General features: G+C 69.3%; 24 protein-coding genes and 1 tRNA gene. 10 read left to right on the top strand and 15 right to left on the bottom strand.

Translation table 11 applies throughout. The features are described from left to right. The first annotated feature begins 32 nt into the window (after window positions 1-32). A complete protein-coding gene (locus tag HMPREF1529_RS06870) occupies window positions 33-1,064 on the top strand; it encodes a GTP-binding protein (RefSeq protein WP_016464258.1) in 1,032 nt (343 codons plus the stop codon). Window positions 1,065-1,070: 6 nt separating this feature from the next. Here the strand turns inward: HMPREF1529_RS06870 and HMPREF1529_RS06865 are convergent, their stop codons facing one another. After that, window positions 1,071-1,697, bottom strand: a complete 627-nt coding sequence (locus HMPREF1529_RS06865) for a TetR/AcrR family transcriptional regulator (RefSeq protein WP_232212075.1) — start codon at window positions 1,695-1,697, stop codon at window positions 1,071-1,073. A 72-nt stretch (window positions 1,698-1,769) separates the two neighbouring features. Between HMPREF1529_RS06865 and HMPREF1529_RS06860 the strand changes: the two genes are divergently transcribed. The 3 genes from HMPREF1529_RS06860 (at window position 1,770) to HMPREF1529_RS06850 (ending at window position 3,049) form a co-directional block, all read left to right on the top strand. Beyond that, the gene (locus tag HMPREF1529_RS06860) at window positions 1,770-2,414 is read left to right on the top strand and encodes a GNAT family N-acetyltransferase (RefSeq protein ID WP_005049708.1); all 645 of its coding nucleotides are present in this window, start codon (window positions 1,770-1,772) and stop codon (window positions 2,412-2,414) included. Window positions 2,415-2,501: 87 nt separating this feature from the next. Continuing rightward, window positions 2,502-2,672 (top strand): CsbD family protein, encoded by a 171-nt coding sequence (locus HMPREF1529_RS06855; protein WP_005049707.1) that lies wholly within the window; start codon window positions 2,502-2,504, stop codon window positions 2,670-2,672. Between the two features lie 44 nt (window positions 2,673-2,716). Next, window positions 2,717-3,049, top strand: a complete 333-nt coding sequence (locus HMPREF1529_RS06850) for a DUF1622 domain-containing protein (protein ID WP_084675228.1) — start codon at window positions 2,717-2,719, stop codon at window positions 3,047-3,049. Window positions 3,050-3,064: 15 nt separating this feature from the next. Here the strand turns inward: HMPREF1529_RS06850 and HMPREF1529_RS06845 are convergent, their stop codons facing one another. From HMPREF1529_RS06845 to HMPREF1529_RS06835, 3 genes are all read right to left on the bottom strand, one after another. Next, window positions 3,065-3,427 (bottom strand): DUF2834 domain-containing protein, encoded by a 363-nt coding sequence (locus HMPREF1529_RS06845; RefSeq protein WP_016464256.1) that lies wholly within the window; start codon window positions 3,425-3,427, stop codon window positions 3,065-3,067. A gap of 44 nt (window positions 3,428-3,471) precedes the next feature. Then, window positions 3,472-5,049 carry a molybdopterin-dependent oxidoreductase gene (locus HMPREF1529_RS06840; RefSeq protein ID WP_016464255.1) on the bottom strand — a complete coding sequence of 526 codons (1,578 nt, stop codon included), beginning with the start codon at window positions 5,047-5,049 and terminating at the stop codon, window positions 3,472-3,474. A gap of 82 nt (window positions 5,050-5,131) precedes the next feature. After that, the gene (locus tag HMPREF1529_RS06835) at window positions 5,132-5,443 is read right to left on the bottom strand and encodes a hypothetical protein (protein WP_016464254.1); all 312 of its coding nucleotides are present in this window, start codon (window positions 5,441-5,443) and stop codon (window positions 5,132-5,134) included. Between the two features lie 1,993 nt (window positions 5,444-7,436). On the opposite strand from HMPREF1529_RS06835, the gene HMPREF1529_RS06830 reads away from it, so the two are divergent. Continuing rightward, window positions 7,437-8,756 (top strand): HNH endonuclease signature motif containing protein, encoded by a 1,320-nt coding sequence (locus tag HMPREF1529_RS06830; RefSeq protein WP_016464253.1) that lies wholly within the window; start codon window positions 7,437-7,439, stop codon window positions 8,754-8,756. A gap of 42 nt (window positions 8,757-8,798) precedes the next feature. Next, window positions 8,799-9,125: a hypothetical protein gene (locus HMPREF1529_RS06825; protein WP_016464252.1), complete on the top strand. Its 327-nt coding sequence runs from the start codon at window positions 8,799-8,801 to the stop codon at window positions 9,123-9,125. Window positions 9,126-9,147: 22 nt separating this feature from the next. Here HMPREF1529_RS06825 and HMPREF1529_RS06820 read toward each other — a convergent pair whose 3' ends face one another. Beyond that, on the bottom strand, window positions 9,148-11,019 hold the full coding sequence (locus HMPREF1529_RS06820) for a DUF2207 domain-containing protein (protein WP_016464251.1): 1,872 nt from the start codon (window positions 11,017-11,019) through the stop codon (window positions 9,148-9,150). Window positions 11,020-11,069: 50 nt separating this feature from the next. Here HMPREF1529_RS06820 and HMPREF1529_RS06815 point away from each other — a divergent pair, with 50 nt between their 5' ends. Further along, the gene (locus HMPREF1529_RS06815; RefSeq protein WP_005049698.1) at window positions 11,070-11,498 is read left to right on the top strand and encodes a MarR family winged helix-turn-helix transcriptional regulator; all 429 of its coding nucleotides are present in this window, start codon (window positions 11,070-11,072) and stop codon (window positions 11,496-11,498) included. Window positions 11,499-11,517: 19 nt separating this feature from the next. Here the strand turns inward: HMPREF1529_RS06815 and HMPREF1529_RS06810 are convergent, their stop codons facing one another. The 3 genes from HMPREF1529_RS06810 to HMPREF1529_RS06800 all read right to left on the bottom strand — a co-directional run bounded on the left by HMPREF1529_RS06810 (window position 11,518) and on the right by HMPREF1529_RS06800 (window position 14,767). Further along, window positions 11,518-12,549: a DUF2804 domain-containing protein gene (locus HMPREF1529_RS06810; protein WP_016464250.1), complete on the bottom strand. Its 1,032-nt coding sequence runs from the start codon at window positions 12,547-12,549 to the stop codon at window positions 11,518-11,520. A gap of 117 nt (window positions 12,550-12,666) precedes the next feature. Further along, on the bottom strand, window positions 12,667-13,122 hold the full coding sequence (locus tag HMPREF1529_RS06805) for an Hsp20/alpha crystallin family protein (RefSeq protein ID WP_016464249.1): 456 nt from the start codon (window positions 13,120-13,122) through the stop codon (window positions 12,667-12,669). Window positions 13,123-13,261: 139 nt separating this feature from the next. After that, entirely contained in the window at window positions 13,262-14,767 is a 1,506-nt protein-coding gene (locus HMPREF1529_RS06800; protein ID WP_005049694.1) for an L-serine ammonia-lyase, iron-sulfur-dependent, subunit alpha, read from the bottom strand. A gap of 66 nt (window positions 14,768-14,833) precedes the next feature. On the opposite strand from HMPREF1529_RS06800, the gene HMPREF1529_RS06795 reads away from it, so the two are divergent. Then, the gene (locus tag HMPREF1529_RS06795) at window positions 14,834-16,723 is read left to right on the top strand and encodes an amylosucrase (protein WP_016464248.1); all 1,890 of its coding nucleotides are present in this window, start codon (window positions 14,834-14,836) and stop codon (window positions 16,721-16,723) included. A gap of 16 nt (window positions 16,724-16,739) precedes the next feature. On the opposite strand, the gene HMPREF1529_RS06790 is transcribed toward HMPREF1529_RS06795, so the two are convergent. The 4 genes from HMPREF1529_RS06790 to HMPREF1529_RS06775 all read right to left on the bottom strand — a co-directional run bounded on the left by HMPREF1529_RS06790 (window position 16,740) and on the right by HMPREF1529_RS06775 (window position 18,564). After that, a complete protein-coding gene (locus HMPREF1529_RS06790) occupies window positions 16,740-17,264 on the bottom strand; it encodes a DUF4395 domain-containing protein (protein WP_016464247.1) in 525 nt (174 codons plus the stop codon). 142 nt (window positions 17,265-17,406) lie between these two features. Beyond that, window positions 17,407-17,479 (bottom strand) — tRNA-Arg (locus tag HMPREF1529_RS06785). A gap of 40 nt (window positions 17,480-17,519) precedes the next feature. Next, window positions 17,520-18,122, bottom strand: coding sequence for a hypothetical protein (locus HMPREF1529_RS06780; protein WP_005049690.1), 603 nt, complete (start codon window positions 18,120-18,122; stop codon window positions 17,520-17,522). Between the two features lie 61 nt (window positions 18,123-18,183). Beyond that, window positions 18,184-18,564, bottom strand: a complete 381-nt coding sequence (locus HMPREF1529_RS06775) for a DUF5684 domain-containing protein (RefSeq protein ID WP_005049689.1) — start codon at window positions 18,562-18,564, stop codon at window positions 18,184-18,186. A gap of 156 nt (window positions 18,565-18,720) precedes the next feature. Between HMPREF1529_RS06775 and HMPREF1529_RS06770 the strand changes: the two genes are divergently transcribed. Further along, entirely contained in the window at window positions 18,721-18,921 is a 201-nt protein-coding gene (locus tag HMPREF1529_RS06770; protein ID WP_005049688.1) for a hypothetical protein, read from the top strand. 74 nt (window positions 18,922-18,995) lie between these two features. On the opposite strand, the gene HMPREF1529_RS06765 is transcribed toward HMPREF1529_RS06770, so the two are convergent. The 3 genes from HMPREF1529_RS06765 to HMPREF1529_RS06755 form a co-directional block, all read right to left on the bottom strand. After that, entirely contained in the window at window positions 18,996-19,976 is a 981-nt protein-coding gene (locus HMPREF1529_RS06765) for an aldose 1-epimerase family protein (protein WP_005049686.1), read from the bottom strand. Between the two features lie 16 nt (window positions 19,977-19,992). Then, window positions 19,993-20,823: a sulfurtransferase gene (locus tag HMPREF1529_RS06760; protein WP_005049684.1), complete on the bottom strand. Its 831-nt coding sequence runs from the start codon at window positions 20,821-20,823 to the stop codon at window positions 19,993-19,995. 72 nt (window positions 20,824-20,895) lie between these two features. Further along, entirely contained in the window at window positions 20,896-23,937 is a 3,042-nt protein-coding gene (locus HMPREF1529_RS06755; protein WP_016464245.1) for a carbohydrate binding domain-containing protein, read from the bottom strand. 484 nt (window positions 23,938-24,421) lie between these two features. Between HMPREF1529_RS06755 and HMPREF1529_RS06750 the strand changes: the two genes are divergently transcribed. Further along, window positions 24,422-26,041 (top strand): MFS transporter, encoded by a 1,620-nt coding sequence (locus HMPREF1529_RS06750; protein ID WP_036282792.1) that lies wholly within the window; start codon window positions 24,422-24,424, stop codon window positions 26,039-26,041. The last annotated feature ends 1 nt before the right edge of the window (window position 26,042 follow it).

Raw genomic sequence — 26,042 nt, 5'->3', positions numbered from 1 at the left:
GTCCCTTCGTCAAATGTGAAAGCAGGCCCGTTGTGCTGCCCTCTCCCCTGATCGTCGCCGGCGTCTGCACTCCGGAACGTCGGCGCTATGCCGCCGGGCTGGCCGTCGCCACTCAGCGCGGACTGCTGCGCATCTCGACGAGCAACACCGCCGCGGCGCCGAGCCCGAACGAACCGGTCGCCGTCGCTCTGACTCGTGAGCGCCGCGATGTCGAACGATTCGTGATCGACGCCGGCATCGACGTCGACGTGCTGCACCTGGACATCGTCACCCGCACGCCGTCCGCGCCGATCGTGTGCGTCGTGGACGCACGCCACATGCTCGACGATCTGCGCGATCCGAGTCCGCTCGACGAGCGTGGAGCTGCCGGCGACGGCGACAGTGGCGCGCGTGCCCGACGGGCCGTCACGCTGCTGGAGGCCGCCACGCTCGTCAGCATCGTCCGGTGGGAGCAGGTGACGACAACCGAGCTCTCGATGCTCATGGCGCTGGCCTCGCACCTGGCGCCGCGCGCTCGGGTGCGCCTGTCACGGGGTCCCAGCGAAGACGTCCGAGCACTGATCGACTCCGCGCCGCAAGCCGTCGACGGGCCCGTGCTCGAGCGCGCCGGTTGGGTGCGGGCGCTGAACGACGAGCACGACCCGTACATGACCGACCCGCGCGTGAGCACCCTGCGCTACGAACGCCTGCGCCCCTTCCACCCCTCGCGACTCACCGTCGCCCTCGACGAGATCGACTCCGGGCGCTTCGGTCTCCTGCTGCGATCGGCGGGCTTCTGCAGGATCGCGACGCGGCCCGGCATCCTGGCCCGATGGAGCCAGGTCGGCTCGGCGATGTGGATCGACCCCCAGGATGCCGGGACGGAAGCGGCCTTCACCGCACAAGACATCGCCCTCACCGGGCTCGATCTGATGGCCGGCGCGGTCATGGCGAAGCTCGACGAAGCGCTGCTGACCGACGCGGAGCTGGAAGCCGGGGCTGCAGCCTGGGTGGCGTTTCCCGATCCGCTTCCCGACTGGCCGACGCTCGCGGAGGACCCCCTCCCCCGCGACCCCTCGGCCTGATCGGGATCAGGATCCGGATGCCGCGGCATCCGGATCGGTAAAGCCGCGAGCGAGCAGATCGATGATCGCATCGGCGCGGGTATCGTCGCGCGTCGCGAGCCACCACTGCGCCAGCCCGCCCGCCGCCGCGAGAATCGCCCCGGCCACGACCTCCCGCGGTGCGAGGGAGTGGACGCCCCGGGCAGACTCCCACGCGCGCAGGCGGGCATCGATCTCGCTGAGCGCTGCAGCACTCTCGATCTCCGCAGCATCCGCCGGCTCGCCAGCGGATCTGGCCAGCGCCGTCAGTTCCGCAAGACTCTCATGGCGACGGGGATCGGCCCGCACATCGTCGAGGTAAGCGCGAAGTGCCCGCGCCACGGCGCGCTCGCGGCTCTCCTCCGCCAGTGGCACGGCCCAGGCAGCTTCGACCGCACGCGCGGACTCGCGCTCGAGCAGGGCGGCCACCAGCGCGCTCTTCGTCCCGAACGCGTACGTGACGACGCGATGGGCCACCCCTGCCCGTTGCGCCACCGTGCGCAACGACAACGTCGCCGCGCCGCCGTCACGCATCACCTCCCAGGCTGCGTCGAGCAGCTGGCGACGCCGGTCGTCGATGCCGAGATACGCACGAGGCGACGACACATCATTCACAGCATCCTCCAGGTTCGACACCAAGCGCATCGCTCATACTCATCTTATCCACTTGGACCATTTGGAGGAGACATGTCGGAGATCACCATCACCCCCGCTCGTCGCGGCGACCTCCCGGCCGCCGCCGACGTGCTCGCCGAAGCCTTCGAAGCAGATCCCGTCTTCGCCGCCATCATGCCGACCACCGGCCGGCGTCGCACGCGGCTGGCGCACCTCTTCCACGGAATCCTCGCCGCGGGAGCCTTCGCGACCGGCACGGTCGACCTCGCCCGAGATGACGAAGGGTCGATCCTGGGTGTCGCGGCGTGGGAGGGCCCCGAGGCCCGACGCGGCGCGCTCCGTCGACTGGCCCGGCACGCGCCGCACTTCACCCGCGCTCTGGGGTGGCGCGGCATCCCCAGCGCCCTGGCGCTGTTCTCCCGCCTGGAGCGCGAACGGCCGCGCTCGCCGCACTGGTATCTCGCGGAGGTGGGAGTCAGCGCCCGCGCACGCGGCAAGGGTGTCGGGGGCCGCCTTCTTTCCGCTCAGCTCGAGGCCCTCGACGTGATGCGCCAGAGCGCCTACCTCGAATCCTCGACACCAGTGAATCGACGCCTGTATCGACGCCTGGGTTTCGAAGAGGTCCGCGCGATCGGCGGCATCCCCGGCGCCCGCCCCGTCGGCATGCTCCGCCCTCCCGCGGCTCGCACCCCGCGGGCGCACGCCGCACGCGCCTAGTACGGAGACCGCGCCCCGTCAACCCACTGCCCTCAGGCGTGCCGACTTCGTAGCGTCGAGACAGGAGTTCGCAGAAGGGAAGACACCATGGGTCTCGACGACAAGATCAAGAACGCAGCCGAAGACATCGGCGGCAAGGTCAAGGAGGGCGTCGGCAAGGTGACGCACAACGAGAAGCTCGAAGCGGAGGGCGAGGCCGACCAGGCCAAGGCCCGCGTGAAGAAGGCCGGCGAAGACGTCAAGGACGCGTTCAAGTAAGCCCCCGACCGACGCCCCCGCTCCTCGGCGAGCGGGGGCGTCGGCTGTGCGCGGACGGCGTCTGCTCACCGCGCCGCGACGCCTACCTCGTGCTGCGCAACACGCTCGGCGCCGCGATCCTGCTCGGGCTCGAGGTGCTCGTGTCCGCCGACCTCATCCGCACGATCACCTCGAAGCCTTCGATCGAAGACGCGGTGGTCCTCGGACTCATCGTCATCATCCGGACGGTGCTGTCCATCTCGATCCAGATCGAGATCGAGGGCACCCTCCCGTGGCGCCGCGCGCTGCTGACCAACGGCGGCCAGGTGCTCGCTCGCTCGATCGCGCGTGAGCGCGGGGCCGCACGGGCGGATGAGGCACCCTCCGCGACCGCCTGAGCCCTCCCCGCCGCCTCAGGTCGAGGCCGCGGCGCCAGCGGTCGGCGGCATCCGGCGCACCGCCAACGCCCGCTCACGCATCGCCAGGAACAGCGGGAAGACGACCGCGAACGCGGTCACCAGCGATACGACCACATACAACCAGGGACGACGCATCCCCAGCCGTCGTCCCTCGACGATGATCAGGATGCTGCCGGCGATCGCGGCGACCATGATGTCGACCCCGATCGATCCGACGGCGGGGCCCGACTGCACGAGGTCGAGCAGGTAGTTGCGCATGAGCACGACCGACCACACGTTGAGGGCGAACGTGCCGACCAGTCCGGCGATCGCCAGCACGAGGTAGGTGATCGCGAGCGGGGTCCAACGAGGTGTCATGCCGACATTCTCACGCGTGGGGCTCCGTCGCGGCGGACGAGCGCTCACGACGACACGGTGACGAGAACCCGGTGCCACCCCGTCGACCCGTTCGGGGCGACGGGGGCGCGCTGTTGCTCCTGCAGCTGGCCGTTCTTGTTCCAGGCGCGTACCGCGATGTAGTGGGTGCCGGGCGCGGCATCCCATTCGTACATCCACTGCACCCAGCTCTCGTCGTTCACCGGCGTGGAAATGGTTGCCGGGATCCAGCCGGTGTCGTCGATGTTCACCTCGACGCGGGCGACCCCGGTCGGCTGCGCCCATGCCATGCCCGCGACGGGGACCCGCCCCGGGGCGACGGGACTGCCGACCTTGGGCACGTCGACACGCGAGGAGAGCTTGATGGGCGCCTCGGCACTGTATCCCCGCGGCGTCCAGTACGCCTCGTCGGCCGCGAACGTCGTCACCTTCAGCTCGGTGAGCCACTTCGTCGCCGAGACGTATCCGTAGAGCCCGGGGACGATCATCCGCACCGGGAAGCCGTGCTCGGCCGGCAGCGGCTCACCGTTCATCGCGACCGCCAAGATCGCGTCGAGCCCGTCATCGGTGAGTGCCGACAGCGGCGTGCTCGCGGTGTAGCCGTCGATGCTGCGGGAGAGCACCATGTCGGCACCGGCGTGCGGTCCTGCCATTCGCAGGATGTCGCGGACCGGCACGCCGAGCCAGCGCGCGTTTCCGACCAGTCCGCCGCCGACCTCGTTCGAGACGCAGGTCAGGGTGATGCCGTACTCGTCCAGGCCCATGCCGACCAGATCGTCGAAGCTCAACTCGACGCGGCGCTCGACCATGCCGTCGACGACGAGACGCCAGGTCGACGGGTCGATGGCCGGCACGGTGAGCGCCGTGTCGACGCGGTAGAAGTCGGCGTTCGGCGTGAACAGCGGCGAGAGACCGGGAACGTCGAGCTCGGCGCCGGCGGGCACCGTCAGCGTTCGACGAGGCGCGGGCAGCTTCAGCGCATCGCGGATCGCGTCGACCGATGAGGTCGCTGCCGTCACGACGCGGGCCGTGACACCGACGATCACCGCGGAGATTCCCGCAACGCCTGCGAGGCGGAAGAAGCCGCGCCGGCCGAGGGCCTGTGCGTCGTCCGGGGCGGCGTCGATCGCGTCGGGGGCGGGCACGGGTCGCCGCCAGCGCCGCAGGCGGCGACCGAGCAGGACCAGGACGACGGATGCCGCGACCGCGCCGATCACAGGAGGAACGAACGACAGGGGCGTGACCCCGGTGCGCGAGACGACGGCCGCGGTGGACAACAGGCCGGCGATCGCGACGACCACCACGCCGAGGGGACTGCGCAGGTATTCGAGTACTCCGCCGATCGCCGAGGCGATGACGACGGCGAGACCGAGCCCCGCGAGGAGGGCGATCTTGTCGTTCGCCCCGAACGTCGCAATCGCGAACTCCTTGAAGGGCTGGGGAACGATGTCGATCACGAAGCCGCCGACCGCCAGGATCGGGCTGGCGCTGCGCGCGACGAGCAGCGCCAGCACCTCGGCGACACCGAGGAACACCGCCCCGCTGACGACACCCGCGAGCGCGGCGAGGGCGAGCGACGCGCGCCGTCCGGTGTGCGTGGTCACGATGATCTCCTGCCGCCGGGGTCGGGGTACCTGTGTTGTTCGGCACGGGCCGGAGATCGGATGGGTTCGGCGACCGGCGACCTCAGCGGGAGAGGTCCGGCGGGTCGGTGAAGGAGACCGGCGTGCCTGCTGCCCGCGCGTAGGCGATCTCCGCCGCCGTCGATGCACCGATGTAGCCGCCGGGATTGACGACGAGCACACGGTCGGCGAGATCGATCTTGTGCCGGTGGAGCGCATCGAGGACGGCCTTCTGCTCTGCGCTGACGGCGCCCTCCATCTCGCCGGGGGCGAGGACGATGACGCCCTGGAGGGCGAGGTCACGGTTCGCGTCGCGCATTTCGGCGACGAAGCGCGAGGAGCCGCAGATGCAGACGATGTCGGGGCGGACGGGCATGGCTCAGTGTCCCATCGCGGCGCTTCGCGACCCCCTCGCGCAGGGCTTCGCCGTCGCCGTGCGCCGCGGCGGGCGCTGCTGTCCGATGACAGTGATGTTGTCGTCTGTGCCATTGATTCTGTGTCGGAGACCTGCCGGACTTCGCCGGGCCTCTCCGAGCCGAGATCCACGAGTTGGGGGCGCCCGTGCCTTTGAATCTGTGATCTGTCGATACGGCAATACGAACCTCGGCGTGGGCCATTTCTTGGTTTGGCGAGCCTAGACACCGTCTCGGGAACTGGGGGCTTCAGCGAACCCCGCGCGTCGCGACGTTGATAGTTCCCGGGTCGTACGGAGAACGAGATATCCGCCGGAGATGTAGCCCACCGCAGGAAGGACTGCAAGTGCGGTCCAGGGCATGAGGGACATGCCGAGGACGACAAGGAGCATGCACCCAGCGGGAAGGGTCAACGACCACCGATCAGGGGTAAGCACGGATCGATCTGACAGGAGCATCACCGCTGCCGCAGCGGTCGACGCGCCATGGATTGCGATCGCAAGTTGGGAGGGCGCTGGCCCCAAAGGAGAGGCGAGAAGTATCTGAGCAGCGTTCACTGCCACAAGGAGCAAGCCGGAGATCGCCGCGATCAGGAAGGCGAGACGCCCGCGCGCGCGGTACGACAGCCCGACTGCGAGAAGCCCAACTGCGATGAGAAGTGTCGGAGCGAGAGCGACCACTGCTGCCGTGACCCGCGGTGCGGCGACCGACGGAAACACGAGCTGGGTGAGAACGACTCGGAGTACCTCGAGGGCGCCACCGACGATCACGGCGATTGCGCCCCAACGACGATGCCTCATAGCCGCACTCTGGCAAGGTCACCAGCGAGAATCAACAGCAAATCCATACGCTCCCGAGGTCAGGACGGGCCTCGGCCCCGGATCGATGCTCGCAGGGCGGTCGACTTGGCGTTGATCGACTGTGAGTCGCAACCATGTGCGGCCGGATGCCATCACCCCAGAATCCGAAATCGCTAGAAGACGGTGAGGTCCGGAGGTGGTTGCCCATTCAGTAGGCGACTTCGCGGAACGGCAAGTCCGGGCTGGTACGGCAGGATCTGGATCCGTACGGTGCTGAGGTGGCGCAGCAGGCAGGTGCGGTGTCGTTGCGAAGCGGCGATGAGCGCCTTCTCGAGCGCGGCGGGGCGTTTGTTGTGGGCACTCTGGCGCATGCCAAATGCGGTTTCGACGGCCGCCTTCCCCCGGGCGACGATGCTCTCCGAGGCGGGTGTTCGTGGAGCCACTCATGATCGTGATGCCTTCGGCTTCCTGTGCCCAGACCTGCTCGGCGAGACTGAATCGCGGACTGAGCAGGTAGCTCGCGAATGAAGGGTCGGTGAGCACGGTGGCCAAACGGACGGCCTCGGGGTAGGCGATGAGGAGGACGGAACTCACGTCGAGCGCCTCGACACCGATGGCAGACATGCGGTCTTCAATCCGCGCGCCCGTGAGCTCGTCGATCGCCCAGCGCCGGATGAGCGTTGCGGCCAGTTGCAGTTCCCCGGTCGCGAGTCCGACGCCCCTCTTCCAGAGCGCACCGGACAGGCAACGCTCCGAGTGCGCGTAGTCCGGGAAAGCTAAATGGCGCAGACGACGTGATCAACGTCATCGCCACAAGATCAATAGCACAGACACAGAATCACTGTCATCGGACACCGGCGCTGCCACCTTTCGACTTTCGTATGAAGTCACGAAAAGGTAACGGAAACCCCTTGTGGCCGTTATCTGGCCGTTATAGAGTGCTCGCACGGTAGTTGTTTTGCTGTGGCAGTTACCGGCATGTGATTGCAGGACACTCTTGGTGCAAGGGACAAGGGCCGGTCGGAAGCCTCTCCGACCGGCCCTTACTCTTGCGCCGATTCCTCCCCACACAGAGGCATCCGAGGGTTGTCCACAATGCGCCGTTGACCAGGCCTTATACCGCTCTGATGTCGGAGGTCGAGGGCAGAATTGAGTCATGGCCACCACCGAGTCCCCCACCGCACGCGAGGAGCGCGCGGTCGTCGGCGACATCGTCGAGGCCCTCGTCGACAGGCGTCGACGCATCGCGTCGCTGCAGGCCGAAGAGGCGGTGCTGCTGCACGCGGCGCAGCAGCATGCACTCACGCAGCGCAACGCCGCCTGCGCCGATCACGATGCTCCGGACGACATCACGATCCGGTCGATCGCCGCCGAGATCGGCGCGGCGACCCGGCAGTCCGATCGCACGATCCAGTCGCGGATGGATGAGGCCTCGACCCTCGTGACACGCTTTCCCGCGACGCTCGATGCGCTCACGAGCGGACGGATCAGCCGCGCGCACGCGGCGGTGATCGCGGATGCCGGGGCCCGCCTGACCGACGACGGCGCCCGCGCCGCCTATGAGACGGCGGTCCTGCCGGTGGCCGAACGCGAGACGGTCGGAAGACTGCGTCCCGTCGCCCGACGCCTCGCCGACGCCCTTCATCCGACGCCGATCGGTGAGCGCCACCACGACGCCCGCCGCCAGCGCCGTGTCTGGATCCACGACGGCGACGACGGTATGGCCGAGCTCGGACTCACCGGCCCAGCCCCTCTCGTTCACGGCGTCTACGACCGCCTGACACAGCTCGCACGCGCCGCCCTCGACGCACCTCGCCCCGCAGCAGCGGACGACGACACGATCATGGCGACCGCGGATGCCGCCTCCGCGAAGGCTCCCGACACGCGACGCGTGGATCAGGTTCGCGTCGACGTCGCGCTCGATCTCCTGCTCTGCGGACACGCCACCGCCGAGGCGAGCAGCGAGAGCATCGCCGCGGCCGATGCGATCCGTGCCCGCATCCAGGTCACGATTCCCGCGATGAGTCTCCTCGGCGCCGCGGATGCGGCGGCCGACCTGACCGGATACGGCCCGATCGACCCCGACCTCGCGCGGCAACTCGCGGGTACAGCCGCCGGGTGGGATCGGTTGTTCACCAGCCCGACGACGGGGGCCGTCCTCGCGATCGACCGCTACCGCCCGTCTCGCGACCAACTGCGCATGCTCCGCGCCCGCGACGAGCACTGCCGCTTCCCCGGATGCCGCCAGCCGCTCCCCCGCTGCGACGTCGACCACACCGTCGCACGCGAACACGACGGCCCGACCGCGGTGACCAACCTGGCGCACCTGTGCCGACGACATCACACACTGAAACACCATTCCGCCTGGCGGGTCCGCCAACGAGCGGACGGCACCCTCGAATGGACCAGCCCCACCGGGCGCGTGCACGATGACCGCCCCGCGCGCACTCTCGTGTTCGAACCACCACCGTTCTGAATCACAATGGGGAGGACCCCATCCCCGTGATGGAATGTCACCATGCCCGACGACGCCATCTCCCTGACCATCGACGGCACTCCCGACCTTCCGAGCGCGATCCTGCAGGCGCTGTATCGGATCACGGGCCGTTCGACGATCGAGCTGCGCCGCAGCATCCAGCAGGGCGAGCCGCTCTTCATCGCCGCCCTGTTCGGGCGCGAGCACATCGACGTCGTTCCCCGCCTCGAGAAGACCATCGCCTACCTCGACGAGCTGGGCCTGCCCTTCCTCCTGCACGAGCGGATCGACGGCGAGCGCACCACCATCGACGTGACGACACTCCGCAGCATCCTCGAGGCCGACATCGGCGACGACGACACAGCCTGACGCCGGCTCTTCAGACGGCGGCTCAGACCCCGCCGCCTCCGCCTCCGCCACCGCCACCGCCGGCAGAACCGCCTCCGCCCGACCCGCCCGAGCTCGACGACGACGACATCGCGGCGCTCGAGAGCGAACCGATCCCGGCGGAGAACGACGATGCGTCGAAGGCCCCGGATCCGTAGTACCAGTACGGTCCCGTCGCGCCCACCGCCGTGTACAGCACCGCAAGCTCCGCAGACCACTGCTTCTCCTGGCCGAACACGACCGCATACGGCAGCAGCTTCTCGTACAGATCCAGCTTCTGGCGCGGGTCGTTCACATCCACCGCGACGCGCTCGGCACCCGCCGGCGACTGCAGCATCCGAATGCGGTCGGCCTCGGCCCAGCGGATGAACTCCTCCAGTCCCCGCAGGTGATCGCGGGTCTCGGCCCCGAGCGCCGTCAGCGGCTTGCGGGAGCACACCCCGATCACCACGACCGCGATCGCCACGCTGATGCCGATCACCGTCCACGGAAGGACGGGCTGCACGTAGGCCGCGATCGCCACGAACCCCAACCCCAGAGCCAGTCCCGCACTCGCGACGGCGAGCAGGATCGGCAGCCAGCGGGCGCGAAGCGGCACCGCCCGCCGCAGCCCGCGTGCGGCCAGCTCCGTCTCCGCCGCCGCGAGGATCTTCTGCGCGACCTTGGAGAACCTGGTGTCCTGCTTTCCGAACTGGTACTGCGCGCCCGGCGCCCCGCCCGGGAAGAGTCCGTCCAGCAGCATCATCCCGTCGCCGTCCGCCTTCGACCGGTCGACGAGCTCCGCGATCAGCTTCGGCTTGCCCCAGCCGCGCCCGTCGGACTCCAGGATGCGGATCGACCCGCGCACCGCCTGCTCCAGCACTTCGGCCGGGATCGCCTTCGACGACTGCCCGAGCAGCACGGCGCTCTCGAGCGCGTCGACGATCCGTGGGGGGTCGTACTCCGCGATGATCGTCGGGCGACCGGGTTCATCGGCCAGCTCGCGTCGCCGCGCACGCAGACCCAGAGCACCCGCGCCGACGGCGAGCAGCCCCGCACCCAGCTGCCCCCAGCCGAACGGGGAGGCAAGATATCCGGAGTCGAAGGTCGCGAACGTGCCGTCCGCGAACCCGACGGCGATCGTGAGGGTCTGGTGCGGCTGCACGTCGTCGGCGACGGCGGTGATGACCGTACCCGCGCTGCCGCCCGCGGCATCCGGGGTCGACGAGATCGACGCGCACGATTCCTTCGCGTCCTGCACTCCCTGATAGCAGGACATGCGCCCCGTCAGGGATGCCGCCAACGACGCGTCCAGGTGCAGCCGAGCCGTCACACGGCCGAACGACTGTCCCCAGTCGACGCCGTTCACATCCCAGTAGAACTCGAGGCCGGAGTCACCGAACACCCACGTCACGTTCTCGAGCGTGTACGTGAGGACGAAGGTCTGCGCGCCGCGCAGGAACTCGTCCGACCGCGAGACGACCGAGAACACACCGTCCTGATCCTCCACCTCGCTCGGGCGCGGCGTGCCGTCGCCGTCCGTCACCGAGATGAGTTCGGGGCGGAGGGGCTGACCGTTGTACGAATCGGGAATCTGCCGACGGATGCCGTGATTCTGATCCGCATCCGGGAACTGCGCCACGATCGTCTCGACGACCCGCAGCCGGCTGGTTCCGTCGGCGGCCCGCGTCAGGGTGTAGTCGGCCGTCATCGACGAGAACGAGAAGTCGTCGACCCCCGCCGCGGCGACGGAGGCGACGGATGCCGGGGGTGCGACCTGTGCGGCCGCCGTCGCGGGTCCAGCCCATGCGGGGCTCGCTGTCCCGGCCGCCAGCGCGACCGCGACACCGGCGATCGCGAGTGCGGCTCCGACGATCCGTGCACGCGCGCGCCCCATGGGCTTCAGCCTATGGGGCGCCGTGCGAGTGGCGCACTACAGTTGACGCCATGACCGACCGCCGTCTCGCCATCTCCGCGTGGGAGAGTCTCTTTCGCGCGCAGCACGAGATCCTGCGCGAGATCAGCGGAGATTTCGGCGAGGACGAGCTGACCCAGGCAGAGTACGACGTGCTGCTCACCGTCGTCCGCGGTGACGACAACAGCGCGCGCCTGCGCGATGTGACCGCCAACATGCTCATCAGCCAGCCGAGCGTCTCACGGCTCGTCGACCGCATGGTCGCACGCGACCTCATCAGCAAGTGCGTCGACCCGCTCGACGGGCGCGGCGCGATCGTCCGTGCGACCGAACGGGGCGCGGCCGCGTTCCGGCGACTCGCGACAGTGCACGGTCGATCGATCGCCGAGCGGATGTCGGTGCTCAGCGACGACGAGCTGGCACAGTTGCAGCAGCTGACGGCGAAGCTGCGCGGCGCCTGACCGTCTCGTGCCGCCCCGGCTACCACCGGTTGCGGACGTCCTCTGCGAAGCCTTCGATGCCGTCGAATGCGATCACGCCGCCGTCCACGGCGAACGTCCCGGACCAGGTGCCGAAGCACTGGTCCGTGCGCGAGGAGACCACGCCGAGGTTCATGGCGGATGTCTTGTCGTAGAACGGGGTGAACACGGCATCCAGCCCTCCGCCGTGCACCCGCCAGGGGTGAAGCGGCGCGGCCAGATCGTAGATCCAGGACACCGGTTCGGAGATCTTGTGCAGCGTGCCGTCGAGCACGACGCCGTTCTCCGTCGACCCCGTCCCGTCGGTCCATCGTCCCCCGACCTGGATGCCGAGGCTGCGCCCGTCTGCGAGGGTGCCCGATCCGGCGCCCCAGTTCCATGACACGTCATAAGGCCAGCGCCCTCGCCCGTGATCCAGCACCGCCCACGATCCCGCCGGCACCTCGTAGTCGACGCCGTCGAGCGTCAGCACACCGGATGCCGGGAGCGCGACATCCTTCACGGTGTACTGGAACCGGCGCGACGACCACGGCACCACGACCGCCAGCAGCTCGTGTCCGGGCGGGCGGCGCACCGTGATGTCGAAGGACGCGTCCGGGATCTCGGCGTGCAGACGCCAGAGCGACCCGCGCTCGGCCGGCGTGATCGTGGCGGCGAGGTCGGCGTGCCGCGCAATCGTGATGCCGGTGCCCAGCGACGCGGGCAGGGACACCTCCCGCGACGGCAGCACCGTGACGCTGCGGCCCCACGAACGCGTCGTGGCCCGATCGTGGATCCACACTTCGTGCACGGCGGCGTAGTCCAGCGACGACACCGTGAGCGACACGATGTGCGTGGGCGTCATGACGTTCCAGTACTCCCACCTCTTGTTGCGACCCCACGTTCGGACGAAGCGTCCACGTCCGATGCCGCGGGTGTCGACGAGCGGCGAGCGGGCGAAGCCGATCGCCGCCGGGTTGAGGCGGCCGTCGGGGCCGGTGAGGGAGACGGGTTCGGTGATCTCGCGCTCGCGCGCGACGGGGGGTGCGGTCATCGGCATCCTTGCTGACGTTCCGAGTGCTGGTACTTCCGGCGGGTGCTTCGACACTAGCGTGCGCACGCGAACCGCCCCGGTCCTCGCGGACACGGGGCGGCTGCGCGCGGTGCGGGACTACTGCTCGACCGGCTGCGGCTCCTGCGCGGATTCATGCGCCTGGATCGTCGGCGCCGCACCATCGGCGACGACCTGAACCTTGCGCGGCTTCGCCTTCTCGCTCACGGGGATCGTGACCGTCAGCACGCCGTTGCTGTAGGTCGCGGCGATGCCATCGGTATCGATTCCCTGACCGAGGTTCAGCTGGCGGAGGAAGCTCGCGGTCTCACGCTCGCGCGTGATCCACTTCACGCCGTCGCCCTCGCTGAGGGTGCGCTCGGCACGAATGGTCAGCAGCTGGCCGTCCACATCGATGTCGACCGAGCCCGGGTCGATTCCCGGAAGGTCGGCGCTGAGCACGTAGTGGTCGCCGTCGCGGTAAAGGTCCATCGGCATCCGGCGGGGTCCCCGGCGCGTGTCGAAGAGGCCCGACGCGATGCGGTCGAGGTCACGGAACGGGTCATACGTGGCCATTGTTCTCTCCTTGTCGTGTGTCACTGTGATGGTCTGTCAAAGTTGAGCCTCATTGACTCAACTACCATCAGATTAGCACTCGCCCCATGAGAGTGCCAATGGTTCACGCATGGCGAACACGAGCGGTTGCGGGCGCCGTTCAGCACTCCACGACGTTGACGGCGAGTCCGCCCTCGCTGGTCTCCTTGTACTTGGTCGACATGTCGATGCCGGTCTGACGCATCGTCTCGACCACGGCATCCAGCGGTACGTAGTGCGTGCCGTCGCCACGCAGCGCGAGGCGCGCGGCGGTGACCGCCGTGGATGCCGCGATCGCGTTGCGCTCGATGCAGGGGATCTGCACGAGTCCGCCCACAGGGTCGCACGTCAGACCCAGATGGTGCTCCATCGCGATCTCGGCGGCGTTCTCGATCTGGCGGTTCGTGCCGCCCATCACCGCGGTCAAGCCGCCGGCCGCCATCGCGCACGCCGAGCCGACCTCGGCTTGACACCCGCCCTCGGCTCCCGAGATCGAGGCGTTGGCCTTGAAGAGCGAACCGAGAGCCGTGGCCGTCAAGAGGAATCGACGGATGCCGCGACGACGGTTCGCCTCGGCGAGCTCCTGCGCCGTGGCGATGACGCCCTCGGCTCGGTGGGCCGCATCGCCGGATTCGCCGCCCTCCGGACCGTGCAGCCCGAGAAGCGCCGAGCCGACGAGTTCGCCGTAGGGAGTGACCGCGTTCTCCGCCCCGATGCCCGCATCGGCGAGGAAGCGCCACCAGTACATCGCGACGGCCGGAAGGATGCCGGCAGCACCGTTCGTCGGCGCCGTCACGACCCGACCACCGGCGGCGTTCTCCTCGTTGACGGCCAGCGCGAACGCGCCGAGCCACTCACCGGGAAGCTCGCGCCCCGTCGCCTCGACGCTCTCCAGCTGCGCGCGGATCGCGCCCGCACGCCGCTTCACCTTCAGCATTCCCGGCAGCACCCCGTCGGCGTGCAGGCCCGCATCGACGCACGCCGCCATGGCGTCCCAGATCGCGTCGAGCCCGGCCGCGACGTCTGCTTCCGGTCGCAGCGCCTCCTCGTTGCGCCGGGCGACCTCCGCGATCGTGAGCCCGTAGGTATCGCAGACGTCCAGCAGCTGCGCCGCCGTCGCGTACGGCAGCGGGAAGGATGCCGCGGCCACCGCATCCGACTCGCCCTCGCGCCGGATGAACCCTCCACCGATCGAGTAGTAGGTGTCTTCGCGCAGCGCGATTCCGTCGGCATCACGCGCGACGAGGGTCATCGCGTTGGGGTGTCCGGGAAGACGCGTCCGCGGTGCGAGCGAGATGTCTGAGCGTGAGAAAGGGATCGGGATGCGACCATCCAGGAGGAGGTGCGCCCCGTCGACCCAATCGGTCCAGGCGCCCCGCACGTGCGCCGGATCCACGGTCTCGGCCGCGAACCCCTGCAGGCCCGCGACGACCGCGTCGGGCGTGCCGTGTCCGATGCCGGTGGCGCCGAGCGAACCGTAAAGGGCGCACTCCACCCGGAAGAGCCCCGGCAGATCCCCGACGCGGCGCGCGAAATCTCGGGCCGCGCGCAGCGGGCCCACCGTATGGGAGCTCGATGGTCCTACCCCGATGGAGAACAGGTCGAACGCCGAGACGTACGCACTCACGTGTGTGAGCCTACGCCGCCCGCCGCGCCGGGCCCTGCCCGATACGCTGAGACCGGAGGGCGAACCATGACCGCACTGACCACGTCCGACGCCGATCGCGTCGCGGCGCTCGAGGCCTGCGAGGCGGCAGGGCGCCTCGACGACGCGTTCCTCACCCGGTTCGATGAGCAGTTCCCGCGGTTGCACGGCCTCTTCACCCGCCTCTACGGCGAGCGCACCGACGGCCGCGAGCAGCTGGCGGCCACGGTGGCGGCGGCATCCGCCTCGTGGAATGCGCGCCCCCTCGACCTGAAGGTGCACGACGCGCAGCGCGCCGCCGCCCCCGAGTGGTTCCAGTCCGAGCGCATGCTGGGCGGCGTCTGCTACGTCGACCGCTTCGCCGGCAACCTCGCCGGCGTGCGCGAGCTGATCCCCTCGTTCCGCGAACTCGGGCTGACCTACCTGCACCTCATGCCGCTGTTCGACGCCCCCGCCGGCGACAACGACGGCGGCTATGCCGTCTCAAGCTACCGGCGCGTCAACCCGAGCCTGGGCACGATGGCGCAACTGGCCGAGCTGGCGGCAGAGCTGCGGCTGGCGGGCATCTCGCTCGTACTCGACTTCATCTTCAACCACACCAGCAACGAGCACGAGTGGGCTCAGAAGGCCGTGGCGGGCGACCCCGACTACGCCGACTTCTATCTGATCTTCCCCGACCGACAGATGCCCGACGCCTACGAGCGCACGACGCGCGAGATCTTTCCCGACGATCACCGTGGATCGTTCGTGCAGCTCGAGGACGGCCGCTGGATCTGGTCGACCTTCTACCACTACCAGTGGGACCTCAACTACGCGAACCCCGCCGTCTTCCGCGCGATGGCGGGCGAGATGCTGTTCCTGGCGAACCAGGGCGTCGAGGTGCTCCGGATGGATGCCGTGGCCTTCATCTGGAAGCGTCTGGGAACGTCCTGCGAGTCGCTGCCCGAAGCCCACCTGCTGCTGCAGGCGTTCAACGCGCTGCTCGCGATGGCCGCCCCCGGCATGGTCTTCAAGTCGGAGGCGATCGTCCACCCCGATGAGGTGGTCAGCTACATCTCACCCGAGGAGTGCGAGCTGTCGTACAACCCGCTGCAGATGGCGCTGACGTGGGAGGCGCTCGCCACGCGCGACGGCCGGCTCCTGCAGCAGGCGCTGGATCGACGCCACGCGCTGCCGGCCGGCACGGCATGGGTGAACTACGTCCGCAGCCACGACGACATCGGGTGGACGTTCGCCGACGAAGACGCGGCCGAGCTCGGCATCGACGGCCACACCCACCGACAGTTCCTCAACCGCTTCTACACGGGCCGCCACGAGGGAACGTTCGCGCGCGGCGTCGCCTTCCAGGAGAACCCCGTCACCGGCGATGCCCGCGTCACTGGGACGACGGCGTCCCTGGCCGGTATCGAAGCGGGAGATCCCGGCGGGGAGGATCGCGTGATCCTCGCGCACGCCCTGGCCCTGTCGACCGGCGGCATCCCCCTGCTGTACCTCGGGGACGAGGTCGCACAGCTCAACGACTACTCCTACGCCGACGATCCGGTTCGCCGTGGCGACACCCGCTGGGTGCACCGCGGCCATCGTCCGCGCGATGCCTACGCGCAGCGCGACGACGACACCACGCCGGCCGGGCGGGTGTTTCGCCGACTCACCAAGCTGATCTCGGTGCGCCAGCAGTCTCCGGAGCTCGCGGGCAACGCGCTCATCCCCTTCCATACCCCGCACCCCGCCGTGGTCGGCTACCAGCGCCCCGGTGAGACCAGCACGCTGCTGGTGCTGGCGAACGTCGGCGACGCCGAGGTCACGATCGATCCGCTCACGCTGTCGGGCTTCGAGCGCACCGCCTTCGACCCCGTACACGACGCGAGCGTCGACCTCGACGAGGGTCTTGCACTGCGCCCGCACGGGTTCGTGTGGCTGCGCGTCACGTCCGTCTGACGGGCGCGCTCGTCCCTCAGGCGCCCAGCAGCCCGCCCCGCGGGCGGAACACGCCGGCACGGGCGAGCGCGAGGTAGAGCAGGCAGCCGAGGCACACGCCGAAGGCGGCGTTGAGGAACGCGGCGATGAATGCGAGGGCCGCGGCGATCGGCAGGGCCCACGCGACGCCCGCGACATGCAGCACGAGGCCGACCGTCACGACGACGAATCCGATGACCTGCGCGAAGCGCGGAGGACGCGGGTCTTCGAGGTCGACCGGCGGCTGCAGGCGCGGACGGATGGCGACCCGGTACAGCGCACCCCACGGCGCCGTCCGCGGAGCGGCGAAACCCCACACGAAGAGGAGGTCGACGACGAGCAGCAGCAGGAACGCCGGATCGGCGAGCCTCTCGGCGAAAGTCGCGGCCTCGCGCACAGACGTTCCCAGCAGAGCGAGGAACGTACCGGCCAGCAGAAGCACGGCGGTGATGGATGCCGCGAAGCGCGGACCCCGGGGATCGATACCGGCGGGGCGGACGGAGGCGGGAACGGAAGTGGCCACGCAGATACGTTAGGTCGCCGCGCAGGCGTCGGGGCCGGGATCGTCACACTTCTTCACGCACGCGCGATCGCCGATGCCGCCGGAGAACGAGAAAGGCCCGCGGCATGCCGCGGGCCTTTCTCGTTACTGTCTCAACACAGTGTGCGCCCGAAGGGACTCGAACCCCTAACCTTCTGATCCGTAGTCAGATGCTCTATCCATTGAGCTACGGGCGCAGTTTCCGGCACCTCTGGGAGGGCCGAGGACCAGCTTAGCCTACGCGCCGGGATGTGACGAATCGGGGTCCTGCTGCTTCTGCTGAGCCGCGACGCTGCGCCGATGGGCGCGAAGTTTCGGAAGGTCCACGAGCCGCAGTGCCTGCATCCGCGCCGTGCGCATACGCTCGTAGTCCGGGTCGAGATCGGGGCGCGCGGCCTCGATCCGCAGCGTCCGATCGATGTTGCCGGCCACCTCTGCCCACGCGGCATCCCGCGCGTCCAGGACGAGCTTGCGCAGCTCTTCGGTGTCGTCGGCGCGACGCCGCAGCTCATGGGCGACGTGCAGCGACTGCTTCTGGCGGCGGCGGAGGTTGCGCACATCGCGACTGCGATAATCGTGCGTGCCGTCCGAGTCGGTGTGGCGGCCGCGGGCAGCGCGACGCTGCCGTTCGGTGCGCGCCGCATCGTCCTCCGCTTCCGCGGCGAGGGTCTCCAGGGCTTCCTTGGCCTCGGGGAGATACCGATCGAGGTCGAAGTCTTCTCCCTCGGCGAGGATGTGGACGAGGATCGTGTTCTTCAGGCTCAGCCGCGTCGCCGCGGACGCGATGTACAGCCCCTCCGCGACCACGTCACGGGTGCGTACGCGCTTCTCGTTGACCACGGCATCCCCTCCCCTCGATCCTAGGGAAGACCGACGCCGGGACGGAATGCGCGACGGGCGCTCAGGCCGGCGACGTGTACCGATCGGAGCTGAAGCCGATGATGAAGAACCCGATGGGGGCGAACAGCAGCAGCAGCACGATCGAGAAGAAGGCGCCGTGGCCGAAACCGCGGCCGATGCGGATCGCCACGATGATGAAGAAGATGACGTTGACGATCGGAACGATCGCCAACAACCCCCACCACGCCGAGAATCCTGCGATCTTCATCTGGATGAACCAGTTCACGATGGGGATGAGGGCGAGGATGCCGGGGTATCCGGCCTTGCTGAACACCTTCCACATCGCCACCGCGAGCAGCACGTAGTAGACGACGAACAGGACGAGACCGGTGCCGCCGCCGAAAGCCGCCTGCCACTGGTCCAGAGTGCCGGTGTTGTTCACGGCGCCGTCCTCGGGGTCGTGCGCGCCCGCCCACCAGCGCAGGCTGCGGCGATCGCGCAGGCTGCGGTTAGCACGGGCACGGCACCGGCGGCAAGCCCTTTCATGTGGCGCAGAGGGTTCGTACCGTGGAAGTCCGACCTGATGAAAGGAGTCGCCATGGGATTCATCGACGACGCGAAGGACGCGGCCGAGACGGCCGGCCGGAAGATCAAGGAAGGCTTCGAGGACACGGTCGACCGTGTCTCCGACAAGATCGACGAGGCGAAGGCCGACGCCGAGGTCAAGAAGGCCGAAGCCGAGCGCGACTCCGTCCACAAGCGCAACGAGATCAAGGAAGAGATCCGCGGCGACCACTGAGTCGTCTCCTCACGCCGAAGGGCCCCGACACGTCCGTGTCGGGGCCCTTTCGCGTGAGAGGGCGACTGCCGCAGTCAGATACCGACGGCGGCGATGCGCCAGGATGCCGAGACCGATCCGCCGGCCGGGATGACGATCAGGCCCGCGTCGTAGTCGTAGCGATCGGCGTTGAAGGCGTCCGGAGCGCAGGTCATCGGCTCGACGGCGAGGCCGGCGCGGTGACCGGGATCGGGGCTGCCGTCGGCCAGCGGCGGGCGGTCGGCCGTGTGGATCTGCACCCAGGGGCATGCCTGATCCCAGACCATCTCCACGCCGGTACCGGACGGGTCGACCAACCGCACGGTCGCCACACCGTCCGCGCGGGACAGCCCGGTGAACGCGTGATCGATCTCCACATCGCCGAGCACCCGCGGCGCGCGCCAGTCGAAACGATCCGAGCCGGCGACCTCGGCGAGCGCGATGGGAGCGAGCTGGTGGTCGGTGACCTCGAGCACCCGGTCGGCGGGCAGCGTCAGCGTCCACCCGTCCAGCGGCGCAGAACCGGCCACCAGATACGGATGCGGACCGGTGCCGAACGGCGCGGCATCCGCGCTCTCATTCGTCGCCGCCACGGTCTGGGTGAGACCGTCGGCACCCAACCGGTAGGTCGTCTCCACACGCACGCGCCACGGGTAGCCGGACTGCGGCACGATCACCGCCGCCAGCGTGACCGCGTCGGCGGTGTGATCGACGACGGCGAAGTCGAGCCAGACGGCGAGGCCGTGCAGCGCATTCGGGCGGCCGATGTCACTGAGCGCGAGTTCGTAGCTGTGCCCGCCGAAGGAATACGCGCCGTCGACGACGCGATTCGGCCAGGGGGCGAGAGTGGCACCGCGGAAGGCGGGGCGCACCTCGTCGGCAGCGAAGGGCACGACGAGGTCGCGCCCGTCGAACGTGAGCGCACGCAGCGACGCGCCGACGCTGGCGATGTGCGCTTCGTAGGCTCCGTGACGGAGGGTCACGTCGGTCCCCGAGGCGGGAACGGACGCGGTGGTCGGGGCAGGTGTCTGTGGCATCGTCAACATCGTAGTGTCAGGGGTGGTCGCCGGTGGCGACCGGCCGGTCGGGAGTATTCGACCACTGGCTCCAGGAGCCCGGGTACAGAGCCGCGTCGTGGCCCGCGACCGCGAGCGCCAGAACGGCGTGGGCAGCGGTGATGCCCGAGCCGCAGTAGACACCGACGGACTGTCCCTCCAGATCGGCGTAGCGGGAACGCAGCACGTCGGGGGCGAGGAGCCGGCCCTCGGCATCCAGGTTCTCGGTGGTCGGCGCGTTGCGGGCGCCCGGGATGTGTCCGGCGGCGGGGTCGAGCGGTTCGACGTCGCCGCGGTAGCGCTCCGGTGCGCGGGCGTCCAGGAGCACGCCGCTGTATGCAAGGGATGCCGCGGCGTCGATGTCGAGCCTGCGGCGCTGTCCCGCATGCAGCGTCACGGCGCCCGGCGTGGGGGTCACGTCGCCGGTCTCGAGGGCCCCTCCGGCGGCGCGCCACGCGCGGAGCCCGCCGTCGAGCACCCGGGCGGGAACGCCGGCGTCCGTGAGCATCCACCAGGCGCGGGCCGCGGCGAACGAGTTCCAATCGTCGTAGACGACGACGGTGTCGCCGTCATCGATCCCCCATCTGCGCACGGAACGCTCGAAGTCAGCCGGAGATGGAAGGGGATGACGCCCCTCGCTCGCAGCCCCGTGCACGGCGAGCTCGCCGTCCATGCGGACGTAGACGGCACCGGGCACGTGGCCGTCGCGGTACGCCTCCGCACCGTCGGGGGCGTCGAGACGGTAACGCACATCGAGGACGACCGGCGGCGTGAGAGAGCCCAGCTGGGCCTTCAGCTCGGAGGGGGTGATGAGGGGAGACATGCTCATGGGAGAGAGGTTACGCGCGAGCACGTACGGGCGGACGCCGACTTCTCGGCATCCGCCCGCACGCTCAGGGGATCAGTCCGAGACGCGGCTCAGGTGGCGGCGGCGCCAGATCACGGCCCCACCCGCCAACAGGAGCAGCACCCCGGCGAACGCACCTGCAGCCAGCCCGCCGGACTGACCGCCGGTCGCGGCGAGGTTCGAGCCGCCCGCCGCGGGTGCCGGCGTCGACGCACCTGGGCCCGTGCCCGGATCGCCGCCCGCGTCGCCGGCGGCGAGCACGGTGATCGCCGCGGACGCGACGACCTCACCATCGACCCGCACCTGGATGGTGTGGGTGCCCGGTTCGAGGTCGGACGGGATGACGACCGGCGCGGAGAACGCGCCATCGACGACATCCGCCTCCGCGAGCGCCCGGTAGGTGCTGGCCACACCGACCTCGACGCGCGGAACGGTGAAGTCGCTGCCCGTCACGGTGAGCGCGCCGCCGGCACGAACCTCGGTCGCGCTCAGGGCGATCGACGGGTCGTTATCGACGGGCGCCTGCGCGGCCGTGAACGTCCAGTTGTCGACCTCGAACAGCGGACCCGTGGCCTCGACCGCCGCGGACTCGGGCTGGGCGAACACGAAGAACACGTCGTGCGTGCCCGTCGCGCCGGTGACATCGGCGGTGACCGTGGTCCACTCGCCGGCCGTACCCTCCACCGGGAGCGTCGCGACGACCGGGCCGTCGACGTTGTCCAGGCGGACCTGCACCGAGGCGCCTTCGACCAGCGGCTTCACGCGCGCCGACACCGTCGCCGCGCCCTCGCCGAACGCGACCTGCGACAGCGCGGCGAAGTCACCGTCGTCGATGCTGGACAGCGCCATGTTGCCGTTGCCGTTGTGCTCCGGGAACTCGACCGAGGGCTGGGTCGTCGCCGTCGTCTTCACGCCGAGCTGCCAGGCCAGTGTCTCGGCCTCGAACGTACGGTACGGGTCGAAGTCTTCGACCTGCGCAACGCCGGCGCGCGTGCCGACGATGGGCTTGATCGTGCCGTCCGCATTGAACTCGAGCTTGTCGATGTGCACCGAGCGGTACCCCTGCGTCTGTCCCGCCGTGCCGAGGGCCTGCGCCCACGCGGCCCCGCGCGTCTGCGCGTGGTACGTGAAGTAGGTCTCGCCCTTGTAGGTGAACATGTCGGAGTGGTTGTTGCCGCCGTTGCCCGGTCCGAAGAACGTGCTCGGGTTCTGGAAGGCCACACCGGCGTACGTCGAGGCCGGCAGCTTCATCGGGTCATCGGTCATCATGTAGGCGATACCGCCGCGCGACGGATACTGCCCCGGGACCTCGTTCACCTGGAAGTTCGACGAGTACGAGTAGTAGTACTTGCCGTCCCGCTTGAAGATGGACGACGCCTCGAACATGCCGGGGCCGTCGATCTCGACGGGGTCACCGTCGAGGGTGACCATGTCGTCCTTCAGCTTCACGACGCGCGTCGACTTCGGGTTCTGCGGTCCCTGGACGTTGGCGCCCGAGCCGATCTGCGAGTTGCCGCCGAAGTACAGGTACGCCTGACCGTCGTCGTCGATGAACACCTCGGGGTCGAACAGCCACATGCCGGCGGGGAAGCCCCCGTTGTTGACGTAGTCGCGCGAGACGGTGTCGGGGATGATCTTCTTGCCGAGCGGATCGGTCCACGGTCCGAGCGGCGAACCGCCCACGACCACGGCGGTGCCGGTGCCGCTGTCGCAGAAGTACAGGTAGACCTTGCCGTCCTTCTCGATCGCCGCGGGCGCCCACGAGTTGCGCGCCCACGGAGCCGCGCCGCCCTCGCGAGCGATCGGCACGGAGCCGTGATCGACCCAGTTGACCATGTCGGTCGTCGACATGACGTTCAGCGTCGTGATCGCCCCGTACCCGTTCGACGCCGTCGGAAGCCCGTTGGCGTCCTTCGAGTTGGCCTCGTACTGCTGCGTGTCGTTGGTCGAGTAGATGTAGAGGCGACCGTTGTAGATGAGGTGGTGCGGGTCGGCGCCGAACTTGTGGCCCACCAGCGGGTTGTGGTCACCGATCGGCTTGGTCTGCACCTTCTCCAGCGAGGTGAAGCCGGGGCCGGCCGGAGCGTCCGAGATCTTGACGAGCGAGATCTCGTCGACCTGGAAGTCCTGGAGCGCGTTGGAGTTCCACGGGGTCTCGACGAACAGCCAGTCCATGCCGGGGTGGCGCTGGTCGGCGACGAAGTCCTTCGAGAACGATCCCCACTCGCCCTTGGTGAAGCTCTGACCACGATCGTCGCAGCCGTTGAAGTTGGCCGGGCAGAAGGTGAAGTTGAACTGCTGGGTGTCGGGGCCCTCGGTGTACTTGAGTTTCGCGCTCAGGCGGTAGCCCGCCCCGGCCTCGAGCTTGCCGGTGACACTGGCGAACGGACCGGATTGCGTGTTCGTGCGGCCTGTGACCTTCAGCGCGTTCAGGCCGCTCGCGGCATCCGTCGTCAGCGCCAGCGTGCCGCCGCGTGGAGCCTGCCACCCGGTGAAGCCGTCGACGAAGCGACCGTCGGGCAGCAGGTTGCCGGGGACGACCGGCACTTCCGGCACCGTGGGCGTCGTCGGCGTCGTGCTCTGAACCGTCAGTGATGCATCGTCGACGACGAAGGAGGCGACGGTCGTGTCCCACGGCGTCTCGACGAAGAGGTAGTCGTACGTGTCGACGGCCGGGGTGAAGGTCTTCGTGAGCGTGAGCCATTCACCCGACGTCGCCGTGCCACCGACCACCGGCGCGCACGCGCTGCGCGAGGCCGTGCAAAGGGTCACGTTGACGTTATGCGTCGCCGGCGTGCCGGTGTATTTGATCGACAGCGACAGATCGTAGGACCGATCGGTCTTCAGCTGCCCGGTCACGGTCGCGGCCGGCCCGGACTGGAACGCCGTCCGGCCGGAGATCTGGATGGCCCCGGTGCCCGTCCGGGCATCGCTGCTGGCCGCAAGCGTGCCGCCGAACGGTGCGCTCCAGCCGGCGATGCCGCCTTCGAACGTGCCGTTGCTCAACAGCTCGGTCGTCGCCGCCGTCGCCGGCGAGGTCGCGAGCGCCGACAGGACCAGCGCGCCGACGCCGGCGAGTGCGCCGAGACGGCGCACTCGCCGGCCGCGGAGAGGGTGTGGGTGGTTTTTTGTGATGACTCACGTCGATGACTCCTTTGATTGGGTACCTCGGTGCGCCCATCGGCAGGAGCCTCGACGTTCAGTGTGAGCACGCCTCGCGGGGTGTACACTTTCGCCGTTCCAGACCGAGGCGGCTTCGCCGCCCGTGCACAGTCGGGAACACTCCGACGACTCCTCGGACGGTGGGCGCACGCGAAGTGCAGTGCGAGAACGTGCCGGCATGCACGCTCTCCCGATCCCTGTCCGGGGAGTCGTCCGGTCTGTGCGAAGACGGCGGTGCTCGGGTGAGCGACACTGCCCCCGACATCCCGTTCGGATGGAACGTTCGCGATGTTACCGGTACCACAAAGGAGCGGCAAGCCCGCTCCCGCGGTTTCGATGCCCGTTTCGATGGGTTATCGATAACAGCCCCCACCCCGCCTCATAGACATCAACCGGGTCTCGGGTGCATACTTTCAGTATGACTGAAGGTATCGTCGACGCAGCGCCGTCCCGGCGCGAATGGATGGGCCTCGCGGTCCTCGCCGCCGGACTCGGCATGATCGTGCTGGATGGGACGATCGTCGGTGTCGCCATGCCCGACATCATCCGCGACCTCACACTCGACCTGACCGACGCGCAGTGGGTCTCGAGCCTGTACGCGGTGCTGCTCGCGGCGCTCCTGCTGTCCACCGGCAAGCTCGCGGACCGCTTCGGCCGCAAGCTCCTCTTCCTGCTCGGCATCCTGGTCTTCGTCGGCGGCAGTGTGTGGGCTGCGGCATCCACGACGGGCGGGGCGCTCATCTCGGCGCGCGCCGTGCAGGCCGTCGGTGCCGCGTTCATCATGCCGTCGACGCTCTCGACGGTGAACGCCGTCTTCCGGGGCCGCTACCGCGCCGCCGCCTTCGGGGTGTGGGGCGCGGTCATCTCGGGCGCCGCAGCGATCGGACCGCTGGTAGGAGGCGCGCTCACCCAGTACGCCTCGTGGCAGTGGGTGTTCCTGGTGAACCTGCCCTTGGGCGCGGTTGTCTTCGCGCTGGCACTGTGGGCCGTGCCCGAAACGCGAGGTGCCGGCTTCCGCCGCGGCGCCGACGTCGACGGCGCGTTGCTGTCGGCCATCGGTTTCGGCTCGCTCGTCTTCGCCGTCATCGAAGGACCCGATCTGGGCTGGTGGACGCCCAAGACCGACCTCGTGATCGCCGGCTGGGCCTGGCCCGCGTCGGCCCCGGTCTCGATCGTGCCCGTCTGCCTGGCCGTCGCCGCCGTCGCACTGACGCTGTTCGTCTTCTGGGAGCGGCACCGCGAACGCGTGCAACGCGACGCCCTGCTCGATCTGCACCTCTTCTCTCTGCGCACCTTCTCGTGGGGCAATGTGACCGCCGCCATGGTCGCCGTCGGCGAGTTCGCGATCATCTTCGTCCTCCCTCTCTACCTCACGGCGGCGCTCGGACTGTCGATCATGCAGACGGGTCTGGTCCTGGCCGCCATGGCGTTCGGGGCGTTCGCGTCGGGAGCGGCAGCACGACATCTCGCCGCGCGGTTCGGCTCCCCCGGCACCGTGCTGATCGGCCTGGCCCTGGAAGTCATCGGCATCGTGATCCTCGCCGGGATCGTCGCCGCCACGACGCCGGGGTGGGTCATCGCCCTGCCGCTCGTCCTCTACGGCCTCGGCCTCGGCCTCGCCTCTGCCCAGCTCACGGGCACGGTGCTGCGCGATGTGCCGGTGGAGATCAGCGGCCAGGGCTCGGCGACGCAGTCGACCGTCCGCCAGATCGGCACGGCGCTCGGCACCGCGTTCGCCGGGGCGGCACTGTCGGTCTCGCTCGCGCTGACCCTTCCCGGAGCATTGACGGATGCCGGGATCACCGGCCCCGCGGCGTCACAGCTCGCCGACGCGACGCGGACGTCGGCGGGCACCCTGATCTCACAGCTGCGCGCGGAGGGCTCCGCCAGCATGCTCGGAGCACAGACCGATGCCGCCGTGCACGCCCTTTCGGCAGGGTTCGCCGACGCGACCCGCTGGTCACTGCTGCTCGCATCGGTGTTCCTCCTGCTGGGTCTCGTCGGCGCCGCGCAGCTGCGGCGGTTCGCCCGGCGTTAGG

The sequence above is a fragment of the Microbacterium sp. oral taxon 186 str. F0373 genome (genome assembly GCF_000411455.1).
Classification (GTDB): domain Bacteria; phylum Actinomycetota; class Actinomycetes; order Actinomycetales; family Microbacteriaceae; genus Microbacterium.
Note: the sequence above shows the minus strand (reverse complement) of the source record. Positions and strands in the feature narration are given on the sequence as shown.